General features: G+C 28.6%; 15 protein-coding genes and 1 pseudogene. 10 read left to right on the top strand and 6 right to left on the bottom strand.

From position 1 onward, the window contains the following. Positions 1 to 132: 132 nt before the first annotated feature. Positions 133 to 465: a PadR family transcriptional regulator gene (locus tag KTF99_RS12900; RefSeq protein ID WP_003537989.1), complete on the top strand. Its 333-nt coding sequence runs from the start codon at positions 133 to 135 to the stop codon at positions 463 to 465. Between the two features lie 214 nt (positions 466 to 679). Next, positions 680 to 808: pseudogene (locus KTF99_RS17665) on the top strand (DUF1048 domain-containing protein); the annotation flags it as partial. Positions 809 to 908: 100 nt separating this feature from the next. On the opposite strand, the gene KTF99_RS12890 reads toward KTF99_RS17665, so the two are convergent. Beyond that, positions 909 to 2657 carry a M3 family oligoendopeptidase gene (locus KTF99_RS12890; protein WP_009009388.1) on the bottom strand — a complete coding sequence of 583 codons (1749 nt, stop codon included), beginning with the start codon at positions 2655 to 2657 and terminating at the stop codon, positions 909 to 911. Between the two features lie 591 nt (positions 2658 to 3248). Continuing rightward, positions 3249 to 4430: a PucR family transcriptional regulator gene (locus tag KTF99_RS12885; RefSeq protein ID WP_003537993.1), complete on the bottom strand. Its 1182-nt coding sequence runs from the start codon at positions 4428 to 4430 to the stop codon at positions 3249 to 3251. Positions 4431 to 4561: 131 nt separating this feature from the next. On the opposite strand from KTF99_RS12885, the gene KTF99_RS12880 reads away from it, so the two are divergent. Further along, the gene (locus tag KTF99_RS12880; protein ID WP_029481310.1) at positions 4562 to 6493 is read left to right on the top strand and encodes an NAD(P)/FAD-dependent oxidoreductase; all 1932 of its coding nucleotides are present in this window, start codon (positions 4562 to 4564) and stop codon (positions 6491 to 6493) included. A gap of 485 nt (positions 6494 to 6978) precedes the next feature. Here KTF99_RS12880 and KTF99_RS12875 read toward each other — a convergent pair whose 3' ends face one another. The 4 genes from KTF99_RS12875 to KTF99_RS12860 form a co-directional block, all read right to left on the bottom strand. Beyond that, on the bottom strand, positions 6979 to 9840 hold the full coding sequence (locus KTF99_RS12875) for a DEAD/DEAH box helicase (RefSeq protein ID WP_003537996.1): 2862 nt from the start codon (positions 9838 to 9840) through the stop codon (positions 6979 to 6981). Next, positions 9824 to 10228, bottom strand: a complete 405-nt coding sequence (locus tag KTF99_RS12870) for a (deoxy)nucleoside triphosphate pyrophosphohydrolase (protein ID WP_003537997.1) — start codon at positions 10226 to 10228, stop codon at positions 9824 to 9826. Before KTF99_RS12870 ends, KTF99_RS12875 begins: the two co-directional genes overlap by 17 nt. 93 nt (positions 10229 to 10321) lie before the next feature. Continuing rightward, positions 10322 to 10615, bottom strand: coding sequence for a hypothetical protein (locus KTF99_RS12865; RefSeq protein ID WP_226814621.1), 294 nt, complete (start codon positions 10613 to 10615; stop codon positions 10322 to 10324). A gap of 223 nt (positions 10616 to 10838) precedes the next feature. Then, complete coding sequence (locus tag KTF99_RS12860) at positions 10839 to 12773, bottom strand: BglG family transcription antiterminator (protein WP_003538000.1); 1935 nt, start codon at positions 12771 to 12773, stop codon at positions 10839 to 10841. A 195-nt stretch (positions 12774 to 12968) separates the two neighbouring features. Here KTF99_RS12860 and KTF99_RS12855 point away from each other — a divergent pair, with 195 nt between their 5' ends. The 7 genes from KTF99_RS12855 to KTF99_RS12825 all read left to right on the top strand — a co-directional run bounded on the left by KTF99_RS12855 (position 12969) and on the right by KTF99_RS12825 (position 21476). Further along, entirely contained in the window at positions 12969 to 13418 is a 450-nt protein-coding gene (locus KTF99_RS12855) for a PTS sugar transporter subunit IIA (RefSeq protein ID WP_003538001.1), read from the top strand. Beyond that, the gene (locus tag KTF99_RS12850; RefSeq protein WP_003538002.1) at positions 13419 to 13730 is read left to right on the top strand and encodes a PTS fructose transporter subunit IIB; all 312 of its coding nucleotides are present in this window, start codon (positions 13419 to 13421) and stop codon (positions 13728 to 13730) included. It begins immediately after the preceding gene. 102 nt (positions 13731 to 13832) lie between these two features. After that, a complete protein-coding gene (locus tag KTF99_RS12845) occupies positions 13833 to 14930 on the top strand; it encodes a PTS fructose transporter subunit IIC (protein WP_008793022.1) in 1098 nt (365 codons plus the stop codon). 45 nt (positions 14931 to 14975) lie between these two features. Next, on the top strand, positions 14976 to 17696 hold the full coding sequence (gene mngB, locus KTF99_RS12840) for a mannosylglycerate hydrolase (RefSeq protein ID WP_217215601.1): 2721 nt from the start codon (positions 14976 to 14978) through the stop codon (positions 17694 to 17696). A gap of 429 nt (positions 17697 to 18125) precedes the next feature. Continuing rightward, positions 18126 to 18818, top strand: a complete 693-nt coding sequence (gene cas6 / locus KTF99_RS12835; RefSeq protein WP_029481308.1) for a CRISPR-associated endoribonuclease Cas6 — start codon at positions 18126 to 18128, stop codon at positions 18816 to 18818. A gap of 14 nt (positions 18819 to 18832) precedes the next feature. Beyond that, positions 18833 to 20548 (top strand): hypothetical protein, encoded by a 1716-nt coding sequence (locus KTF99_RS12830; protein WP_029481306.1) that lies wholly within the window; start codon positions 18833 to 18835, stop codon positions 20546 to 20548. Next, a complete protein-coding gene (locus tag KTF99_RS12825; protein ID WP_029481304.1) occupies positions 20541 to 21476 on the top strand; it encodes a type I CRISPR-associated protein Cas7 in 936 nt (311 codons plus the stop codon). Before KTF99_RS12830 ends, KTF99_RS12825 begins: the two co-directional genes overlap by 8 nt.

Raw genomic sequence — 21476 nt, 5'->3', positions numbered from 1 at the left:
TATAATACTAAAAAGATTATTTTTAGATGCTATACTCACTAATTTATATTGATAGACATACTACTATTTATTATATAGCAGTACTTAGCATTACTGAATACATGGACTTATAAGTAGGGAGGAGTAGTTGACTTGAAGGATATAACAGAGATATTAAAAGGAATATTAGAAGGCTGTGTTTTAGAAATAATTAATCAAGAAGAAACATATGGATATGAGATTACAAGACGACTCAATCAGTTAGGATTTACAGAGGTTGTGGAAGGAACAGTTTATACTATATTAGTTAGGCTTGAAAAGAGTGGATTAGTTAAGATTCAAAAAAAGTTGTCTAAAATGGGACCTCCAAGAAAATTTTATTCTTTAAATGAAAGTGGACGTGAAAAATTACGACTCTTTTGGACAAAATGGGAATTTATGACTGATAAACTTAATGAATTAAAGGAGAGTGGTAAAAATGAATAAATTTTTTGATGATTATTTTAATATTAAAATAATGATAAAAAGTAAAAAGGAATATCGAACGCATATGAAAAGGGTAGAGCAATTACCGGCTGATTAGCAGTGTGTTTAAAAAAAATTCAAGCATATATGTGGCAGTTTGTATCCGGGTCAGGATATGATATGCTTGAAATTCAATGGGGTTACTTGAATTATTTGAAGAAGGGCAGCAGTACGAAGATCAGTTTTAGAAATAACTGGAGATGATGTTGCTGATTTTGTAGAAGAGCTTTTAAAAAATACAAGAACTTATCCAACGGATTGGAAAAGTGAATTTAATCACGAAATTCAAAAAAGCTTAAAATAAAAGCTTCTAAACAATAAACTTTTATAATATAAAGTAATTGATTTGATAAGTTAATTGTTTTTATTAGATACTTTATAAAGTAAAAAGATGTTATATCTCTTTATTGTGATATAACATCTTTATTTAATAATTGTTTATATAAGGTGAGATCTTCTTTAAAAGTATTGATTGATGCTTGCCAGAATGACTTATCTTTTAAATTAATATTAACACTTGAACAAACATCTTCTAATGACATTTTCCCTGTTAAGGATAATAATTTTTCATAAGTATTGCTAAATTTTGAACCTTCTTTTTGGTAAATAGTGTATAATCCTTTAGCTAAAAGAAGACCGAAAGCATAAGGAAAATTATAAAAAGAACAATCTGCATAATAATAGTGTGGTTTCCAGGTCCACATATATGGATGAAGATATTGATGATCTAAACCATCTCCATAAGCATCTTTTTGAGCCTGAATCATTAGTTCTTTGATCTCTTCTACTGACAAAGCACCAGTTTCTCTTTTTTCAAAAAAACGACTTTCAAATAAGTATCTAGAGTAGATATCGACGATTACTTGGGTAGCTCCTGATAATTCATCTTCTAATAAGCTTAGTTTCGTCTGATCATTAGCTTTTTTTAAAGCAGCTTTAGTTACAATTGTTTCGCAAAAAGTTGAAGCAGTCTCCGCAATTGGCATAGGATAGTCACTATTTAAAATAGATTCATCATTTAAACATTCACCATGAAAGCCATGACCTAGCTCGTGAGCCATCGTAATTGCATCAGAAAAGCTGTCACCATAATTTAATAAAAAACGACTTTCCTTGATACTATGAAGATTGCAACAAAAGGCTCCGCCAACTTTACCGCTTTGGGGATAAACATCAATCCAATTATTTTCAATTGCTTTTTTCGCAAAAGTACCTAAATGTTCAGAAAAGGTACTAAATTGATTAATAATAAATTGGCAGCTTTTTTCGTATGGATGACTGTCATGATCTTCGATAACAGGGGCATAAAGCTCAAACCAAGGTAATCCGTTTTGATATCCAAGGGCAGTAGCTTTAGTTTTTAGATAATCCCTAAAGACACTAAGGTTTTCTTGCATCACAGTTAATAAAACATCTAATGTTTCTTTTGACATTCGTGCATTGATAAGGGTTCTTTCTAGTTCATTTTCATACCCTCTTAATTTAGTAGTATAGAGTACTTCTCCTTTGATTCCGTTTAAACAAGCAGCAATAGCCTGTTCTTTATCTTGATAACTGTTTATTTCTGCTTGGTAAGCTTTTTTACGTATTTCGCGATCCTTATCATAGGCCATATTTAAAACCGAAGTTAGAGGGTAGGTTTGGTCCTCGATAGTTACTTCAATTGATGAAATTAATTGATCTTTTAGTTTGCTAAAAGCATTACTACCAGTATTTTGCATGTGTGCAATGATGCTCTCACTCTTTTTATCTAAAGTGTATTTTTGATTTTGCTGAATTTCTTTTAAAATAAATAGATGTTCCTTGATTAAGTTTGATTTTAATGAATCAAGCTTAAAAGTACTGATCCATTGTTGATTTAAGACTTCATCTTCAACAAAAGAAGCTAAAAGGTTATCTAGCTGATCGCTATATTTTAAAGCAATGCTATTTGTTGTATCGACTGATAAAGTTAAACTAATATAATTAGCTACTTTTTCAATTAGTTGATTTAATTTTATTAAATCGACTAAATAATTTTCTAATGATTTTTCATCATTGTTATTACGATATGTATTTATTTGTTTTTGTAATTTAATGATTTGGTTAAAATCAGTAGTAAAACTAGAATCATCAAATGATTGATATAATTTCGATAAATCCCATTCTTTCATTTTCTATCACCTCGTATAATATATTTTGTAAAGATTACAGCACCTTTACAATCTTAATTTCATATTGGATTTTCCTAAGTAATAATATTCTTTTTCACCTTGCTGCATTCTACTTAATGAGTCCGTCTTTCAATTTTAGAATGAATTACCTCATCGAATATTGTTTATTCAATATATTTTGATGCGTAGCCTTGATTAATATTGTTTTATTCTTATGGCGAGATTATGACATATCTAAAGAACAGAGGTTAGTCAAGTATTTATTTTTAGTTATATTTCAATTGAAAGGTGCTGATTTTATGAATACACTCTATGTAGATATTGATGAATCAACTCAAAACAATCAAGTTTATGCAATGAACTTTAATCAGGACATTTTTAATATAACTTCCCTAACAATCCTGATAGATGTGATAATCTTATCTTAACTGTTAAGACTTTTGTCGATAAAGAAAAATTTGATTCTATAATCATCTTAGCTAATCTACTTCTATATACGACTATCATATTTGGGCTTATTTAATAGAGCAGCTCAATTGTTATTATACCAAAATATTGAAATAAATTAACAAACTTTATGCTGATAATGATTTAATTGTTTTCAGCAAGAAAAAAACTGATTAGCAGCAATGTGCATAATTTCTCATCATGTAAATCAACATTGGTAAGTTCCTTGATCTTTTCTAAACGATAAAGTAGTGTATTGCGGTGGATAGCCAATTGTTCAATTGTTTTATGAGAGTCACCAAAATTACAAATATACGATTTTAAAGTATGATAATAATCATTCTTAGTTGATTCATCAATTTGTTTTAGTTTTGTAATAAGTGGATGGAGATATATCTTGTATGAACTAGTAGTAAAAAATGATTCTAAAGCAATATCTTCAAAAAAAGTAAATTGCTGTTTACTTAAATCGTAAGCTTTCAGTGCTTGTTGTTTATAAATATTAATATCTAACAGATTATCGAAAATATAACTAATACCAAACTTTAATTTATAAATATTTACAGCAGTTATTAAACTTTTTACTTTATTAATAATATTGTTTTTTGTTGCTCTATTAAGCCCGGTAATTAAAATATATAAGCAGTTATCTTGGAGATAAGAATATGTATTTGGTAAAGTAATAATATGCTGATGAAGTTGATTTAAATACACTATCTCATTGCTTTTTAAGCCTACCTTTGTAGTAATAATACAGTAATCTCTGCTAAAATTATTGGGTTGTGCAGGTAATAATTTTTCTAAATCATGTTTATTTATATTGTCATTTGAGAATAAGTAATTCATTATTGCAAAATATTCGTAACGATTATAATTATAGCCGGTTTTGCTGTGACAAATAATAGATGCGATAGTTTTAGCTAATTTACTGATAAAACTGAATATTTCAGATGATGGCTTGCCATCTGCAAATAAAATGCATAAGTAACCAATAATATTATCATTGTCTGTTATTGCTGCAATAATTCGTGGAATTGTCTGCCCAACTCCGTAATCGACATAGATAACATTATTATTTTGATCCAAATCTTTTTGATAATTACCTAATTGGATAAATGGGAGCATCTCAACTGCTACTTTTTGATGTTCTTGCATGTGATCAAAGAGCATATCTCCAATTTGTTGATTTGGATGTTGTGCCAAAACTACATAATTCACATCACATAAGACCATTGGATGATGGAAATATTCGTATAATTGTTTCATAAACTGATGCAGATTATGATTTATTAATCCATTGAATAGAAATTCATACATATCTTTCATAAGCTCACCTCCTTTATATTATAAATGTAGTTGTGCAATTTGCACAACCAGTAATTAAATATTTGTATTTTTGCCCATGGTATTTTTTTAACAAGAAAGATAAAATTTAAATATCGACGGAGGTAATTTATATGAAATACGATGCATTATTTACACCTTTTAAAATAGGTAATATGGAAGTGAAAAATCGTTTTGTTATGGCACCAATGGGAACTAATTCTTCACATATTGATGGATGTATTGCTAATGATGAAATTGATTATTTTGAAGCGCGAGCTAAAGGTGGGGTTGGATTGATCATTATGGGATGTCAATTTTTAAATCCTGATTTAGCACAAGGATCATTAGAAGGAGTCTTACAAAATAGTTACGTTATTCCTCAATTGACAACTGTAGTTGAAGCGACACATCGTTGGGGGGCAAAAATTTGTTGTCAAATTAGTTGTGGAACTGGAAGAAATGCTTTTCCTAACATGTATGGAGAACCACCATTCTCTTCAAGTGATACACCATCAACATTTAATCCTGAAATGAAGTGTCGTCCATTGAGTAAAGAAGATATTAAAAAAATTATGACAGAGTTTGCTAATAGCGCAATAATTGCTAAAAACGCTGGTTTTGATGCAATAGAAATTCATGGACATGCGGGCTATTTGGTTGATCAATTCATGTCGCCTGTATGGAATAAGCGAACTGATGAATATGGTGGTAGTGCTGAAAATAGAATGCGTTTTGCTACAGAAATTGTGCAATCTATAAAACAGGCAGTTGATTTACCAGTTATATTTAGAATTGCTTTAGATCATCTATTTGCAGAGGGTAGAACCTTGGATGAAAGTATGGAATTAATTGAGATTTTAGAAAAAGCTGGGGTAGATGCTTTAGATATTGACGCAGGATGTTATGAACGGATTGATTATATTTTCCCAACTGCATATTTAGGTGATGCTTGTATGGATTATGTATGCAAAGAAGCGCGCAAACATGTAAATATTCCGATCATGAATGCTGGAAATCATACACCTGAATCAGCACTTCGATTAATTGAATCTAAAGATGCTGACTTTGTTATGTTTGGTCGTCAATTTATTGCGGATCCAGATACAGTAAATAAATTAATGAATGATCATGAAGAGGATGTTCGCCCATGTATTCGCTGCAATGAAGAATGTGTAGGGAGAATTGTCGGACGTCTTACTAAGTTGAGTTGTGCAGTAAATCCTCAAGCATGTGAAGAAGAACGTTTTGCAATTAAGCCATGTAGTCAAGTAAAAAATATTGTTGTGATTGGTGCAGGACCTGCTGGATTAGAAGCTGCTAGAGTAGCTGCTGCTGAAGGACATAATGTGGAAATTTATGAAAAGACTAATATGATTGGTGGACAATTAAGTGTTGCTGCGACACCAAAATTTAAGGATCAATTAAAGAAATTAGTTAAATGGTTTGAAGTACAATTAAATAAATTGGATGTAATAATACACTTTAATTATGAAGTAAAAGCAGATGATCAAATTTTAAAAAATGCAGATCAAATTATTGTGGCCTGTGGAGCAGATGAAATTATACCTCCAATAAATGGTATCAATAATGAGAATGTAATTAGTGTAATTGACGCACATATGCACAAAGGTATGGTTAAAGGTGAAAATGTCATTATGTGTGGTGGGGGATTGTCAGGTATTGATAGTGCCATTGAACTTGCTAGTGAACATGGTAAAAATGTTACAATAATTGAGATGGCTGATAGTATTGCTAAAGATGTATTATTTATTAACCAGGCTTCAATTTTTGCAAAGATTGATGAATATAAAATTAATGTGATTACCGGTGCTAAAGTTATTGAGTTTAATAATGATGGCATTACTTATCAAAAAGATGAACAAGAAGTTGTTTGTAAAGCGGATACGATTATTAGAGCATTTGGAATGAAACCAAATCGTGAATTAGCTGAAGAAATTAGAAATATTTATCCAACTAAAACAAGAATTGTTGGGGATAGTGAAAAAATTGGTAAGGTTGCTAATGCTATACGTGATGGATTCTATGCGGGAATGTCTTTATAAAAATATAAAAGTTCGTTATATTAGCGAACTTTTTATATAGCTGTTTTAGGTATTGTCTAGTAAAAATTTCATATAATTATTCTATTTTTTATGAAAGTATAAAAATCAATCTTTACTTTTAATTTTGTTGTTGTGTAATTTTCAAAGTAATTTTAATAATTGTCATTGCGTGAAATAAAGATTATATAAGCAAATTATACATAGATGATATAATAATGGAAAAATAAAATGAAACTATGAAAATTTATAAAAAATATATTAGGGAGTTTTTAAAAATTGAAAGAGTAAATATGTGATTAAATAAATATCATCAATTAATCAAAATGCTTTCAAATGATTATGATGAGATTGAAGCAAGGAAGATTTTTTTAATAATATTAAATTTATCATTAATTTAATATTATTTCTTTAGTCATAAGCCTATTTTCAAGTGTAATTTTAAATGTAATGTAGTTATGTAAAATAACGATTAGATTTTATTTGATCTAATCGTTATTTGTTATATAGTCGTAAATATCTTTTCTTATCTCATTTTCCAATTTATAAGTAAATTGAACAACATTATTGTTTGTATTGGACATAGTTGTTTGAATTGGTTCGCCATAAGCGTGCATTAGACCTAAATAGTAAAATTCTTTAGAGGCTTCATCATCTTTATTTTTTCTAATAAATAGATGGATTTTAACATGATTAGTTTTTTCACTATATATTTTAACTACATCTTCGGATTCAATCGTACGCCTTGGCTTAGAAAAACAAATTATAGTATTTTGATCTACTAATCTATCCTCGTATTTGATAGATTCGCTAATGCCTTCTTCTTTATCATAATTAATAAACACAGGAAAAGTGTTGGTATGTTTATCGTACTTATATCCACCTATATTAAGTGGAACTAAATTTTTTTCCCAATTTAATAAGCGGCAAACATCTTCATAAGTGTATTTTTTATATAGGCATAGTGAGGTATCTTTATATGTATTCGTATAATTTTGTTTATAACGATTTATTCCAAAATCGAGTAATTCAATTATTTGTTTTTTAAATTCTTGATCAGCTAATAACATTTTAAATTGTGCAGAAGTATTGAGGTTTTCATCAATAAATATAGCATCTTTAAATGTTGCTTTTGATGAGCCAGTAGCAAAATTTTGACTTAGAATATTAATGATTGTCTGATAAGTTATTTTAGGTAAATTAAGATTATAGTTATTCAACAAAGATTCTTTTAAATTATCAAGTAAATTAGTATGTTTTTCAATTGCAATTTTAATTGCTTCTAATTCATGAATTCGTTTTCCTGATGCAAGTTTGGTTGAGATATAAGTAAGATATTGTTCTTGAACAGAGCTGAATTTAACATTATATTCTTTTTCGTATTTTGTTAGGAATTTATGATATGAACCTAAATTTTTATTTTGAAAAATTCTTAAGACATCAATAGATTCATATTTATCAAAATCTTTTAAACTAGGAATTTTACCTAGTTTTTGTTTTAATTGTTGATAACTTTCCTTAATGATTTTAATATCACTAAAATTTGCTTTATCAATCGATTCAAAAATTTTCTTTTTAGAAATCAAATCAAAATTAACTGTTGATGCACCTGGAATAATTAAAGAACCTTCACTTACGAATCTTCTTAAAGTATCTTTGTTATAGCTTAGACTACCGCTTAATGCAATAGGAATCAAAAAGTTCTTTTCATAATTTCCAATAAAATCAATAATAACAACATATTCTTTAGAAGGATCTTTACGTAGACCACGTCCTAGCTGTTGAACAAAAACAATTGCTGATTCAGTTGGACGTAGCATGATAACTTGATTAACTTTAGGAATATCAATTCCTTCATTAAATATATCTACTGTAAAAATATAATCTAAGCAATTAACTAAATCATCACTTTCAAGTCTGTTCATCGCATCACGGCGTTGTGCTTCAGTATTTTCACCGGTTAAAGATATAGTCTTGTAACCACGGGTATTGAATAAGTTAGATAGTTCCGTTGCTTCATCTTTACGACTACAAAAAACTAATCCCCGAACACGATCGCCTGAATATCCATAACGATTTATTTGTTCTATTATATGCTTAACTCGGTCTTTGGAAACAAGATTGTTAAAATCTGTTTTATCATCCAGTGATTCTCCATTAACTTGAATATCTGTAATACCATAATAATGAAAGGGACATAATAAGTCATATTCCATTGCTTGTTGTAGTCTAATTTCATACGCAATGTTATAATCAAACATTTTATAAATATCGAAATCATCACTACGCTCTGGTGTTGCAGACATACCTAACATGAATTTAGGGGTGAAATAGTTTACTAACTCTTGGTATGAATTAGCTCCAGCACGGTGAACTTCATCAATAATGATATAATCAAAATCATTTGGATTAAACATTTCACGATATTCTTTTTTATGAATTGTCTGGATTGTCGAAAATATATAATCAGCATTAATATCTTTATTGTTACCTGTGAATACACCGAAACTATGATTATTTATTATTTTTTCAAATGACAACATTGCTGTTCTAGCAATATTTTCTCGATGGACAACAAATAACATTCTTTTGGGATTAACATTTTTCACATCAAAAGCACTTAAAAATGTTTTGCCTGTACCGGTTGCAGAAATAAGTAAAGCCTTATTTTTATTTTCGTTTCTAATTGATTTTAATGAATCTAATGCAGCTCGTTGCATTTTATTAGGTTTTATTTCTTTTTTTATAATATTAGTAACTGATTTAATAGGTTTAACATAATTTTTTTTATATTCTTCAATCCAATCATTTGTTAAAGAAATAGAGTTTTCCCATTGTTGATTAAATTCTTTTTTTATTTGTTCAACAATATTTGTATTATTGGTCGATGAAAACTTTAAGTTCCATTCTTGGTTTATTGATAAAGCAGATTGGGTTAAATTTGAACTTCCTACAATAATATTAAAAGTATTTTCCTTTTTGAAAATATATCCTTTTGGATGAAAACCAGCCTTTTCATCATCATAAATTCTAACATCTAAATTTTTAAATTTAAGTAATTCTTGAAACGTACGGGGCTCATTAAATCCTAGATACGTGGAAGTAATTATTTTTCCAGGAATATTCTTTTCTTCCAAATCTAATAAAGTTTGTTTGATTGTTGCAAGTCCTGACATGCTGATAAAGGCAATTGATAATTCAAAACTATCACAAGAGTTTAGTTGTTGTACAAGTTCATGAGATAGTTTCATACCTTGTTTATAATCATTAAACAACAATTGGGGTTGGTATGTTTTATCAACTGTATTTAGCGCATTTAAATTTTTATGATAATCAATTGTTAGTGTCATGTAAAATTCCTCGTTTTTTTAATGTATCAAATATTTGTATGTCGGCGGGAATCCAATTAATATTTTGTTCATCTAATGAAATCCATCTTATACTGTTATGGTCATTTAGTTTAATATGATTATCTTTTAAAGTACATAAATAGCAATCCATATCTAAGATAAATGTTGGATATTTATAATTCACATTCATAAAAAATTCTTCAATAATAATTGTTGTTTCTAGTTCTTCTTGAATTTCTCTAATAAGAGCTTGTTCTCCAGATTCTCCAGGTTCAATTTTTCCTCCAGGAAATTCAAACATGCCAGCAAACTCCCCTTTTTTTCTACTGGCAATTAGTATTTTGTTATCTTTTTTTATAATCGCAGCTACTACTTTTACTGTTTTCATTTAATTCACACTCCTAGAAGCTATTATATCAACAATAGGATTTTATTTAAAGAAAAGAGATATAAAATATTAATATGTGTACTTTCTTTATATTTAGATAGTGTATAATAAAGCATACTTATTAATGTTATCATTACATAAACTAATGATAAAATACATGTTTTCATTATTGTAACCTTTTTGTTCCAGTGATTTAAAAAAGTCTACTATTTCTAATAATGAAAAATCTTTATTAATATTAAATATACTAAAAACAATATTTGTGTGGTGATTTGTATAAGGAATTTTATCAATAAGTTCGTTATATGTGTTCCAATTTTTATAAACACCATCAAATTCCCATATTTTATTACCTAAACTTTTTAACAGCTCTTCATCGAGTTCCATAATTTCATTATCAGGAAAAGTTTTTAATAAATGATATATGTTATTACAATTTTTATTAAAAAATAGTGTTGCAATAGAGTTGTTACGTTTTAACGTAATAGTATTTTTATACAAATAGTTGATAAATATCCAACCCGTAAAGTTTTAATTGAGGAAATGCAAAAGATTTTATAAATAAAAAACTCAAACACCAAAATAGGTCGATGTTTGAGTCTTAATAAGATTACTCCATATTCTCTAATAAATTATTAATAAAACTATCATAATTATAACTATGAATAATACTTTGCTGTAACTTAGCATTATTAACAATTTCAATAAAGATATCATAAAGGTGCTCAATGTCTTGTTGGTCACCTTGTTTTATTGCTAGTAAAAAGATAATCTGAACCGTATCTTGTTGATACCAGGTTAATGGTTTATCGATGATAGCAACAGCAACTTTAGTATCTTTAGCACATAGGCGCATAGGATGTGGTAATGCAAATACTTCATTCATATTAGTTTTTGCTAAATTTTCACGTTCCATAACACAATCAAAATAATTGCTATCAACAATATTTTGTTTTTCCATTAATTGACACATTTGTTTTAATAAAGATTCTTTAGAGTCTATTCCATCTAAATGAATAAAGAGGTTTTTATCAAAAAATTTATTTGATTTCTTCATTTTATTTAAAGAAATTGATGTTAGAAATTTAGAGATTGCTTCGATATCTTGATTATTTAAAGCAAAGTCAACAGTAATGGTAGGAATATGTTCACTCTTTAATGGTATTGTAGAAATAACAAAGTCAATATTCAATAATTCTCTTTTTGTATAATTAATAAATTCGTTATATGAAGCTTTACGAACAATTGTTATCTTATCTTTAAAGAAAACATTTAATCTAGCTTCTAACATTCTTGTTGTAGCTTGACCAGAACCACAGACTAAAATAACACTTTTGTTTTGAAGGCTTCCTGAAAAACAACGCTCAATCGCAGCTCCGATATGCAAAGAAACATAACCAACTTCATCTTCAGTTAAAATATAGGGTGGCTTATTAAAGATTTTTGCGGTACACGTTAAAGTAATATCAAATGCTAAAGGAAAATTAGTTTTAATGGTATTTAATAATGGATTTCGTTTATTTAACGCAAATGATTTAGTATTTAAGATAGATTTAAAATGTAAAAAGAGGTCATGTGACAAAATTTCATCATTACGCAAATCAAAATTATAATCAAAATATATATTATTCAATAATTCTTCTACTAACTCCTTGATTTTATTATCATTATCGACTAAGTCGTTTAATTGTGTATTGGCTACTAAATGTGAATAAATATATTTTTTTTCACCTTCACTAATCGTAATATTAAAAGTATACTCAATTTCATTTGCAATATCATCAATAAAATCAGTATAATTATCATCAATTTTAATAGTATTGTTCGTATTGATATAACAGTCAAATTGAATTCTTGAGATCATTAAAGCAAAATGGATGATTAGGTTTTTAAAATTAAAATCATTTGTTTTTATATGTGCATTTTTTAATTTATTAGAGATAATTTGTTTAAGAAGATCTAGATCAATTCCCTCAAAAAGAGTATATTCATCTTTTGTAAAGCCGGTAACATAGTTTTGAAAGTTGTACGATAAAACATTTTCAACTAGACATTTGCGTTTATCATCTTCATTACCAATTATTTTGACCCCGACATTAGTTTTTGAGATATATTCAAGATTATATTTTGAAAAAATAGCTTTTAAAGTTTTAATATAGTTTTGTAACGTATTTTTACTCACATAGATATTATCAGCCAAATCATCTAGACTCATATATTCATCACTATATAATAATAAATTTAATAAATATTTAATCCGATCTTGAGAACTGTCTAATTCTAAATTACTAGTTCTTGTTTGTTTTATTGAGCATAAAAAAGTATTATATTTTTCTTGATCATTGATCTCAATATAATATCCAGCTTTTCTTTTTAATTTTATTTTTGCTCCATTTTTTTCAAGAATTTCATTAATTGCCTGAATATCACTACGGATCGTTCTATCTGTGATGTTTAATAGAACTGATAACTGACTTGCAGATACTATATTATCTTGTCTGACATAGTCAAATATTTCATTTAAACGATTGTATGGAAACATCATTATCACGATTCCTTCCTTATTATGTCTATATTGTATAGATAATTATTTTTGATTGCAAATAATTGATTTCCATTTTATTTTGGAAATCTTGATGTTTATAAAGTAAAAGTTTCCGTTAATAAGTGGAAATAGCATTGATTGAAATAAATTTAGATTCAAGATAGACTATAGTTGTAGCAAGGAGGTAGTAACGGAATGCTTAATGAAGATTATATATTTTTGGATGTGAAAGTGACGAATAAAAATCAATTATTAGGGTTTATTGCAGACAAAGCCCATGAATATAATATTTGTGACAATCGAGAAGGACTGCTTGAAGATTTAATAAAACGTGAAGCAGAATTTCCAACAGGATTGCAAGATGGATTCGCAATTCCGCATGCACGTAGTAACCATGTCAAAAAGGCTGCAATTTTATATTTAAGAACTGATGAAGCAATTGAGTGGGGAACTATGGATGATAAAAAAGTGAATTATTTATTTTCATTGTTAGTTCCTGAACAAAATGAAGGAAATCTTCATTTACAGATGATATCTAAATTAGCTACTTGTTTATTAGAAGATGAGTTTAAGAATACGGTAAAATCTTCAACTAATAAATCGGCGCTAAAAGATTATATATTAAAAAATATGGAGGTAGATTAAATGAAAATCGTTGGTATTGCCGCTTGTCCTGCGGGATTAGCACACACACCTATGGCAGCTAAAGCCTTAGAAAAAGCAGGAGCTAAATTAGGTTATGATTTAAAAATGGAGCAGCAAGGAAGTATGGGTCAGGTCAACAAGATTACTGAGGAAGAGGCTAAAGAAGCAGCTTTTGTAATTGTAGCATCAGATCAAAAAATTCTAGGAATGGAGCGTTTTGAAGGAAAACCGGTAATTAGAATTGATATTACAACTTGTATCAAAGCTCCGGAGGCGGTCATAAAAAAATGTGTTCAAGCAACACAAAAATAAAAAAGCAATTTAACTTGGCGGAGTCAAATTGCATACACAAAACTATAGTGAGTAGTGTGTACTCTCATTATAACATAAAATATGAAAAGAGAGGTAAAACGAATGAAAAAGTTTTTAAAAGATGCTAAAGGACATATAATGTCAGGAATTGGTTATATGCTACCTTTAATTATTGGGGCATCACTAGTTGTGGCTATTCCAAAATTGATAGGGGTAGCGATGGGAATCAATAGTCTTGATGCTTATGCAACAAAAGATGGGTTCTTACACATCTTATATTTATTAGAGCAGGTAGGTTGGACAGGTATTGGCTTAGTTAATACTGTATTAGCTGGTTTCATTGCCTTTTCAATTGCTGACAAACCTGCTATTGGAGCTGGTTTAATTGGTGGGGCATTAGCTAGTAATACAAAAGCCGGTTTTTTAGGAGCTGTTATTGCTGCGTTTATCGCTGGATATATTGTAAAATGGGGTAAAGAACATATCAAATTACCTGATTCAATGCAGCAAATGATGCCGTTAGTTATTTTACCATTTTTAGCAACTGGTGCCGTTGCTATAATTATGGGAGTTATTCTTGCGACTCCACTAGCCTCAATTAATGATGCTTTAGTATCGTGGTTAAGAGATATGTGTAGTGGTGGAACTAGCCAATTGATCCTTTCATTAGTTTTAGGAGCAATGATTGCTTCAGATATGGGTGGACCAATCAATAAGTCAGCATGGATGGCTGGAAATGTTTTAATGACAGAAGGAATTTATCAACCAAATGTATATATTAATTGTGCTATTTGTATTCCCCCATTAGCATATGCAATTGCTACTGTAATTAAGAAAAATCGTTTTTCACCAAGTTTTAAAGAAGCCGGTAAAGGTAACTGGGTTATGGGATTTATTGGTATTACCGAAGGAGCGATTCCTTTTACATTAGTTAAGGCTAGCCGTTTAATTCCTATTAATATGATTGGTGGAGCTTTAGGAGCAGGAATCTGTTGTTTACTTGGAGCAACTGCTGATATTCCGCCAGTTGGAGGAATGTATGGATTTGTTTCAATCACTGGTGGTTGGGCTTATCTTGTTGGAATTATTGTTGGAGCTTTATTTATTGCAATTGTAGCACCAATGGTTGTTGATTTTAATGATGATAAAGATGAAGAAGAGACAATATCAGTTGATGATATTGAAATAGTAATTGAATAAAAAATAGGAAGATGAAAATCTTCCTATTAAATTAAAGGAGTTAATATGAAAAGAAAAGTACATGTGATCCCTCATTCACATTGGGATCGAGAATGGTATTTTACAACTTCAAGATCAAAAGTTTATTTAATGAAAGATCTTAAAGACGTTTTAGATACATTAGAGACAAATAATGATTTTAAATATTTTATGGTCGATGCTCAAGGTTCATTATTAGAAGATTACATTAAATGGATGCCACAAGATAAACAAAGAATTAAAAAACTTGTCCAAGCTAAAAAATTAATCATTGGACCTTGGTATACTCAAAGTGATCAACTAGTAATTTCTGGTGAAAGTATCGTTCGAAATATGTATTATGGAATGAAGTGTTGTGAAACTTTCGGAGAGTATATGAATGTGGGTTATGTTCCTGATTCATTTGGACAGTCAGGTAATATGCCTCAAATATATCGCCAGTTTGGAATTGAAGATACTTTATTTTGGCGAGGCGTTAGTGATGATATGGTCAAACATACCGATTATAATTGGCGTGGTGATGATGGCAGTGTTGTTTTTACTACCCAAATTCCTTTTGGTTATTATATTGGTGGAAATATACCTGAAGATGATAAAGCAAGTGATGAGTTTTGGCAAAAAGAATGTTTTGAAAAAGCCGGCAGCCGTAGTGCTACAAAACATATTTACTTCCCTAATGGTTTTGATCAGGCTCCTATTCGTAAAAATCTTCCTGATTTGATTAAGGAAAGAAATGAAAAAGATCCTGATAATGAATACATTATTAGTTGTGTTGAAGACTATATTAAAGATGTAAAGAGTGAAAAACCTGATTTAGAAGAAGTGAGTGGTGAATTAGTAATTGCCAAGCATATGCGGATTCATAAATCGATTTTTTCATCGCGAAGTGATTTGAAAGTGTTAAATACGCAAGTACAAAATTATGTTACTAATATTTTAGAACCGATGTTAACAATGTCGTATCATTTAGGTAATGATTATCCCCATAGTGCAGTTAGTGAGATTTGGAAATTGTTATTTGAAAATGCAGCTCATGATTCAATTGGATCATGTATTTCTGATAACGCTAATGAAGATGTATATATGCGCTATAAACAAGCTCGGGATATTGCGGTTAATTTAGTTGAGTTACATTCACGTTTGATTGCAACTAAAATCAAGAATAAAACTAATAATGAGATCACCTTAACATTATTTAATACATTACCAAAAAAACGTAATGATACAATTATTTTTGAAACATATTTACCAGCTGATAATTTTGCAATTAAGGATAATCATGGTAACCATGTTAAATATACTGTAATTGAAAAAACAGATCTTACGGACTATGTTTTATCACAAACAATTCGATTAAATCCTAGTAAAAATATTTATTTGCCAAGTGTAGTCTATCAAGCAAAGATTGCCATCGAAGCTAGAGATGTACCAGCATTAGGTTATGTGCAATATACAATTGATTTGGATGATAAATCTAATGACGATCTTCAAGAAATAACAAGCATGGAAAATGAGTATTATCAAATTACAGTTAATAAGCAAGGAAGTCTTGATATCTATGATAAACTAGCTGATTATCATTATCAAAATCAAGCTGTTCTTGTTGAAAATGGTGATGATGGTGACAGCTTCAATTACTCGCCGCCACGTCAGGATTTAGAAATATTTTCTATTAACAGTGAATTTGATTACCAGATAACTGGCTCTAGTCTTTATCAAAAGACAACGATCAATTATAAAATGGATATTCCTGCTGATTTACAAGAACGGGCTAAACAACAGACAAGTATTAAGTTACCAGTAACTTTAGAAGTGGTTTTAAGAAAAGGTTCAAATATAATTGATCTAAACGTACATGTCGATAATCAAGGATTATCACATCGTTTATGCATCTTATTTGATAGTGCGCTGACGACTAAATTCAATTATGCTGATCAGCAGTTTGGTTTGATCAAACGACCAAACACTTATGATAAAGAAATGGAGTTATATCTTGAAGGGTTAGGAAACCAGGAGAAGGCAGAAAAACCAAAAGAATTAGCTAATTGGGTCAATGATCAATCTACTTGGCAAGAACCACCAATATCAATTGAACCAACGCAAAGCTATGTTGCTCTTGCCAATAAAAGTAGAGGAATTGCGGTTATTCCCCAAGGGGTTCGCGAATATGAAATCATTGGTGAGCAAGGAAATCAAATTAGATTAACATTGTTTAGAACATATGGTTTTATGGGTAAAGAAAATTTAGTTTATCGCCCCGGTCGAGCTTCAGGCGAAAGAATCATTGCAACTCCAGCTGCCCAGTTATTAAAAGAAATGGATTTTAAATTAGGATTTACAACTTTTAATTGTAATATTAACAATTCAAATATTGATGTTCTCGCAAAAGCATATAATACTCCAATCGAAGTATATGAATATGCTGATTTCTTAAATGGTAGATTGATTTTTGCCCAAGAAGATGAGAAACAAATTTTACCAGTTACTAATTCGTTATTTGAAAGTGAAAATAACTTAGTTGTTAGTGCAATCAAAAAAAGTGAAGATGGTGAAGGATATATAATTCGTCTATTTAATGGTAAAGATCATCAGGATATTGGTGATAAACTAACTTTTAATTTTGATATAAGTGAAGCATATTATACTAATTTAAAGGAAGAGAAGATTGAGCAAATAAATGTTGTTGATAATAGTGTAGTAATTAAACCAATATCACATTGTAAATTTATTACGATATTAATAAAATAATTATAATAAACCTATATAGAAAATTACAATCATTATGATTGTAATTCTAATAGGTTTTTTTATTATAATCACATATTTTTTATTAGAGCAATGATTAAAAGTAATAGTAGGGAGTTGATTTTTAAGGGGCTAAGTTAATATATTTTTTTATTAAGATATGAAAAGGGGGAAAAGTGCGTAAGTGAGAATAAAATTAATCAAAAAATAAAAACGTAAGTAATGAGGTGAAAAATGTAAATATAGATACTATAAATATTAGTATCAATCCTAAAAAAGACGCCTATTTAATATAGTATTAAACATAATTAAAAAATATTTTTACTAGAAAATAATAACAGTTAATTTTTGTTGTTATTAATGTAAGCGCTTTTGCTTATGAGATAAATATATATTATAATAAAAATATGTAAAAAAATGGAGAGTATAGAGATGGATGTATATGAAATAAAGATAAAATTATATTTATTGAAAGATATAAAAATTGAAGAAACACAGACTTATTTAGCATACTTTATTGATAGTGTAATGGTTAAAGATAATATGTTTTTAGGTATACATGAGACTAATCAGTATAAGTTTTATACCTTTGATAGTTTGTATCCTTTAGCTAAAAATGGGGTTTATCAAAAAGATAATTCGTATGTGTTTAGAATAAGAACGTTAGATTATCAATTAGCTCAATATTTATATGATACTTTAGCTAAAAATCGGACTAAAGAATTTCAAGGTTTGACCGCTGAGGTTAAAATAATTAAACCAAAATTAATCAAAAAAATATATACACTTACACCAGTGATTTTAAAAACAGAGCAGGGATACTGGAAAAACAGCATTAAAACAGAGAATTTTGAAAAACGATTAAAAACTAATTTAATCAAAAAATACAAAGATATAACTGGTGAAGAAATTAATGAAGATTTTCAATTATATTATCAAATCAATTTTAAAAATAAAGTTCCAGTATCAAGAAAATATAAAGGAATTAAATTGTTAGGGGATATGATTGAATTAGAAATTGCGGAAAATGATAATGCTCAAAAATTAGCAATGTTAGCTATTGGAGCAGGTTTGTTAGAAATGAACGCCAGAGGATTTGGTTTTGTTAATTACATATATTATTGAAAGGAGGTTATATAATGCTTGATGAATGTTTACGAATTTTTAAGCAAGAGCTTAAAGATAATACAAATTTAGTTTTAAATACAATAATTTTGGCTGACGGGGATTATGTTTTAGTACATAGCGACGGTACTTATGATGTTGAAAAAATTAAATATTCAAAAAAAGATCATTGTTTAATCGAAAAGCCAGAAGATGAAATATATGATAAATTATGTTTTTATGATTATCAAAGTCAGTTAGTGAGTATGAATAAACCACAAGATCCAGGAAAAACGATTCATTCCAATAATTATTTATCATTATTTGTAAAAAAGGAAAGTTTTAATAATGGTAAAATGAATGATGAAGCAATTGAAAGATACTTCAAGGCTTTAGAAAATCCCCAAGACAAATATAAAGGTAAAGATTTACAGATGTATAATTTTGTAAATGATAATATTAGTGGGATTGATCAACAAAGATTGTTACATAATAAGCAATGGTTAAAAGAGCATATATATAATTTAGAAGGCGTTGATTATAATGAGAAGGATTATTTAAAAATCTTTTTTGAAGTAGATGACCAATTATATATTGATGAAGGAAATCGTTATCTTTTAACCAAGATATTTAATTGCAATGATTATAATGTTTATGATAACGGTACGGTTTATGGATTACCCAATTATAATCTGCAGTTAAATGCTAAGAAGCCTTTTTTAGAAAATAAAACCAGGATGCATAAAATTCCATATATGGTTTCCTTAGAAGATGCATTATTACAAAAACAGTTTTTTGATTATTTGTTAAATCGAGTAAGTACTGGTAAGAGCAATGTATACATAAATGAAGACGATGATAAAAGAATCTATTGTTTAGATAATACTGAAAATATAGATAAGGGATTTAATGGATTTTATCTTAAAACTAAAAAAGGTAAAGAATTAGAAATACACTATATGGATGTTGTTACTGATTATAAACAATATCTAAATCCTTTATTTGATTTTGAAAATGTTATTGGTGCTTTAGACGACGAATGTTATCGAGAATATAAATATCGTAATGACGTTGAAAAATTAATTAATAATATTTTGTTTTCTAAGTATTTAATTAATAATTATTTTACCGCTCCGGATGACATAAAAGCTATCAAAACAGATAGTGTTTACAAGAGTAATCTTTTAACCTGTAGGAATGCAATTTTTGCTTGGACACGTGCTGGAAGAGTTGATAATATTGGATATATATTACCAAAAGCAGCATTAGGGGTTGTAATTAATTCAATTAGAAAAGAATATATAAGATTAGCTCAAAAGCAGTTAAATCTTTATTTTGCTTTAGATAAATATTTTAATAAACAGGAGAATAATATGGAAAATGTAAGAGAGAGCTTGCGAACTAAAATAAATAGCGAGCATCAAGATGTAATTGAAAATGATTTAGAGTATAGCTTTGCGGTTGGTCAAGCACTAGCTTATCTGCAATCAAAAAGTAAGGCTAAAAATAAAACTCAGGATATTATTAATCAATTTATTGTTATTAGAAATGATCGGGTTTTAAAAATAAAATTAAAACAGTTTTATCAGCGGTATAATTACAGTTTATTTGTAGGGAAAACACGGTTTAATTATATGTTTTCGATGATTATGGAATATCTTGATGTAAATAAAATTGATCAAGGAATGTTATTAGCTGGATATTTAGGAGAAAATTTAATTTATGAAAAGGGAGAAAAGGAAAATGGATAAAAGAGTATACGGAGTAATTGGAATATCTTCAATAATGTCGAATTGGAACGCTGATTTTTCTGGCTATCCAAAAAGCTTATCTGATGGAACGATTTTTGGTAGTGATAAGGCTTTAAAATACCCAATGAAAAAGATGTGGGATAATGAAGGTCAAAAAGTTTTATATATGAAATCAATGAAATTTTCACCACAGAAAGATGGCACTGTAACATTAGTACCTAATTCATTAAAAGAAAGATATGAAAAATTATTTGATGTTGATGATTTAGGAAAATGTAAAGATGCTAAAGAAGTATTGTCTAATTTAATGAGTGCGGTTGATGTTAAAAACTTTGGAGCAACATTTGCAGAAGCTAAAAATAATATCTCAATTACTGGTGCTGTTCAGTTTGGGCAGGGAATTAATAAATATAGTGAAAGTGTAGCTGAAGAACAACAAATCTTATCACCATTTAGAGATAGTTCAAAAGATAAAGAAAAAGATGAAGAAGCAAAAAATTCAACTTTAGGTACTAAGATCGTTAGTAATGAAGCGCATTATTTCTATCCTTTTTCAATTAATCCTAGTGCTTATAAAGAATTTGTGGCTTTAGGAGTCACAGATGGCTACACTGAAGAAGATTATTTAAATTTTAAAAGAACGGCTTTAGTAGCAGCAACTTCTTTTTCATCAAATGCTAAAGAGGGATGTCAAAATGAATTTGCTTTATTTGTGGAAACTAAATTGGATACATATTTACCAAATTTAAGTGAGTATATTAGTTTTGAAAAAACAGATGTTAACAAGATTACAATTGAATGTAACATGTTAAATGAATTAGAAGATGTTTTAAATATTGAAATATATTATAATCCTGAAACAACAGTTTTAGAATCTAATTTACAAAAAGCAAAAACTTATAACCTGATTACTAAAAAAGAGGTGTAA

It is taken from the genome of Erysipelatoclostridium sp. MSK.7.34, assembly GCF_019041935.1.
GTDB classification, from domain to species: Bacteria; Bacillota_I; Bacilli_A; order Erysipelotrichales; family Coprobacillaceae; genus Thomasclavelia; species Thomasclavelia ramosa.
The sequence above is the reverse complement of the archived record's forward strand: the minus strand, read 5'-3'. Positions and strand labels throughout refer to the sequence as shown.

Coding starts and splice junctions, on each gene's coding strand:
- KTF99_RS12890 (WP_009009388.1), bottom strand. CDS start 2,657: ATGAAAGAATGGGATTTATCGAAATTATATCAATCATTTGATGATTCT.
- KTF99_RS12885 (WP_003537993.1), bottom strand. CDS start 4,430: ATGAAAGATATGTATGAATTTCTATTCAATGGATTAATAAATCATAAT.
- KTF99_RS12880 (WP_029481310.1), top strand. CDS start 4,562: ATGAAATACGATGCATTATTTACACCTTTTAAAATAGGTAATATGGAA.
- KTF99_RS12875 (WP_003537996.1), bottom strand. CDS start 9,840: ATGACACTAACAATTGATTATCATAAAAATTTAAATGCGCTAAATACA.
- KTF99_RS12870 (WP_003537997.1), bottom strand. CDS start 10,228: ATGAAAACAGTAAAAGTAGTAGCTGCGATTATAAAAAAAGATAACAAA.
- KTF99_RS12865 (WP_226814621.1), bottom strand. CDS start 10,615: ATGGAACTCGATGAAGAGCTGTTAAAAAGTTTAGGTAATAAAATATGG.
- KTF99_RS12860 (WP_003538000.1), bottom strand. CDS start 12,773: ATGATGTTTCCATACAATCGTTTAAATGAAATATTTGACTATGTCAGA.
- KTF99_RS12855 (WP_003538001.1), top strand. CDS start 12,969: ATGCTTAATGAAGATTATATATTTTTGGATGTGAAAGTGACGAATAAA.
- KTF99_RS12850 (WP_003538002.1), top strand. CDS start 13,419: ATGAAAATCGTTGGTATTGCCGCTTGTCCTGCGGGATTAGCACACACA.
- KTF99_RS12845 (WP_008793022.1), top strand. CDS start 13,833: ATGAAAAAGTTTTTAAAAGATGCTAAAGGACATATAATGTCAGGAATT.
- mngB (WP_217215601.1), top strand. CDS start 14,976: ATGAAAAGAAAAGTACATGTGATCCCTCATTCACATTGGGATCGAGAA.
- cas6 (WP_029481308.1), top strand. CDS start 18,126: ATGGATGTATATGAAATAAAGATAAAATTATATTTATTGAAAGATATA.
- KTF99_RS12830 (WP_029481306.1), top strand. CDS start 18,833: ATGCTTGATGAATGTTTACGAATTTTTAAGCAAGAGCTTAAAGATAAT.
- KTF99_RS12825 (WP_029481304.1), top strand. CDS start 20,541: ATGGATAAAAGAGTATACGGAGTAATTGGAATATCTTCAATAATGTCG.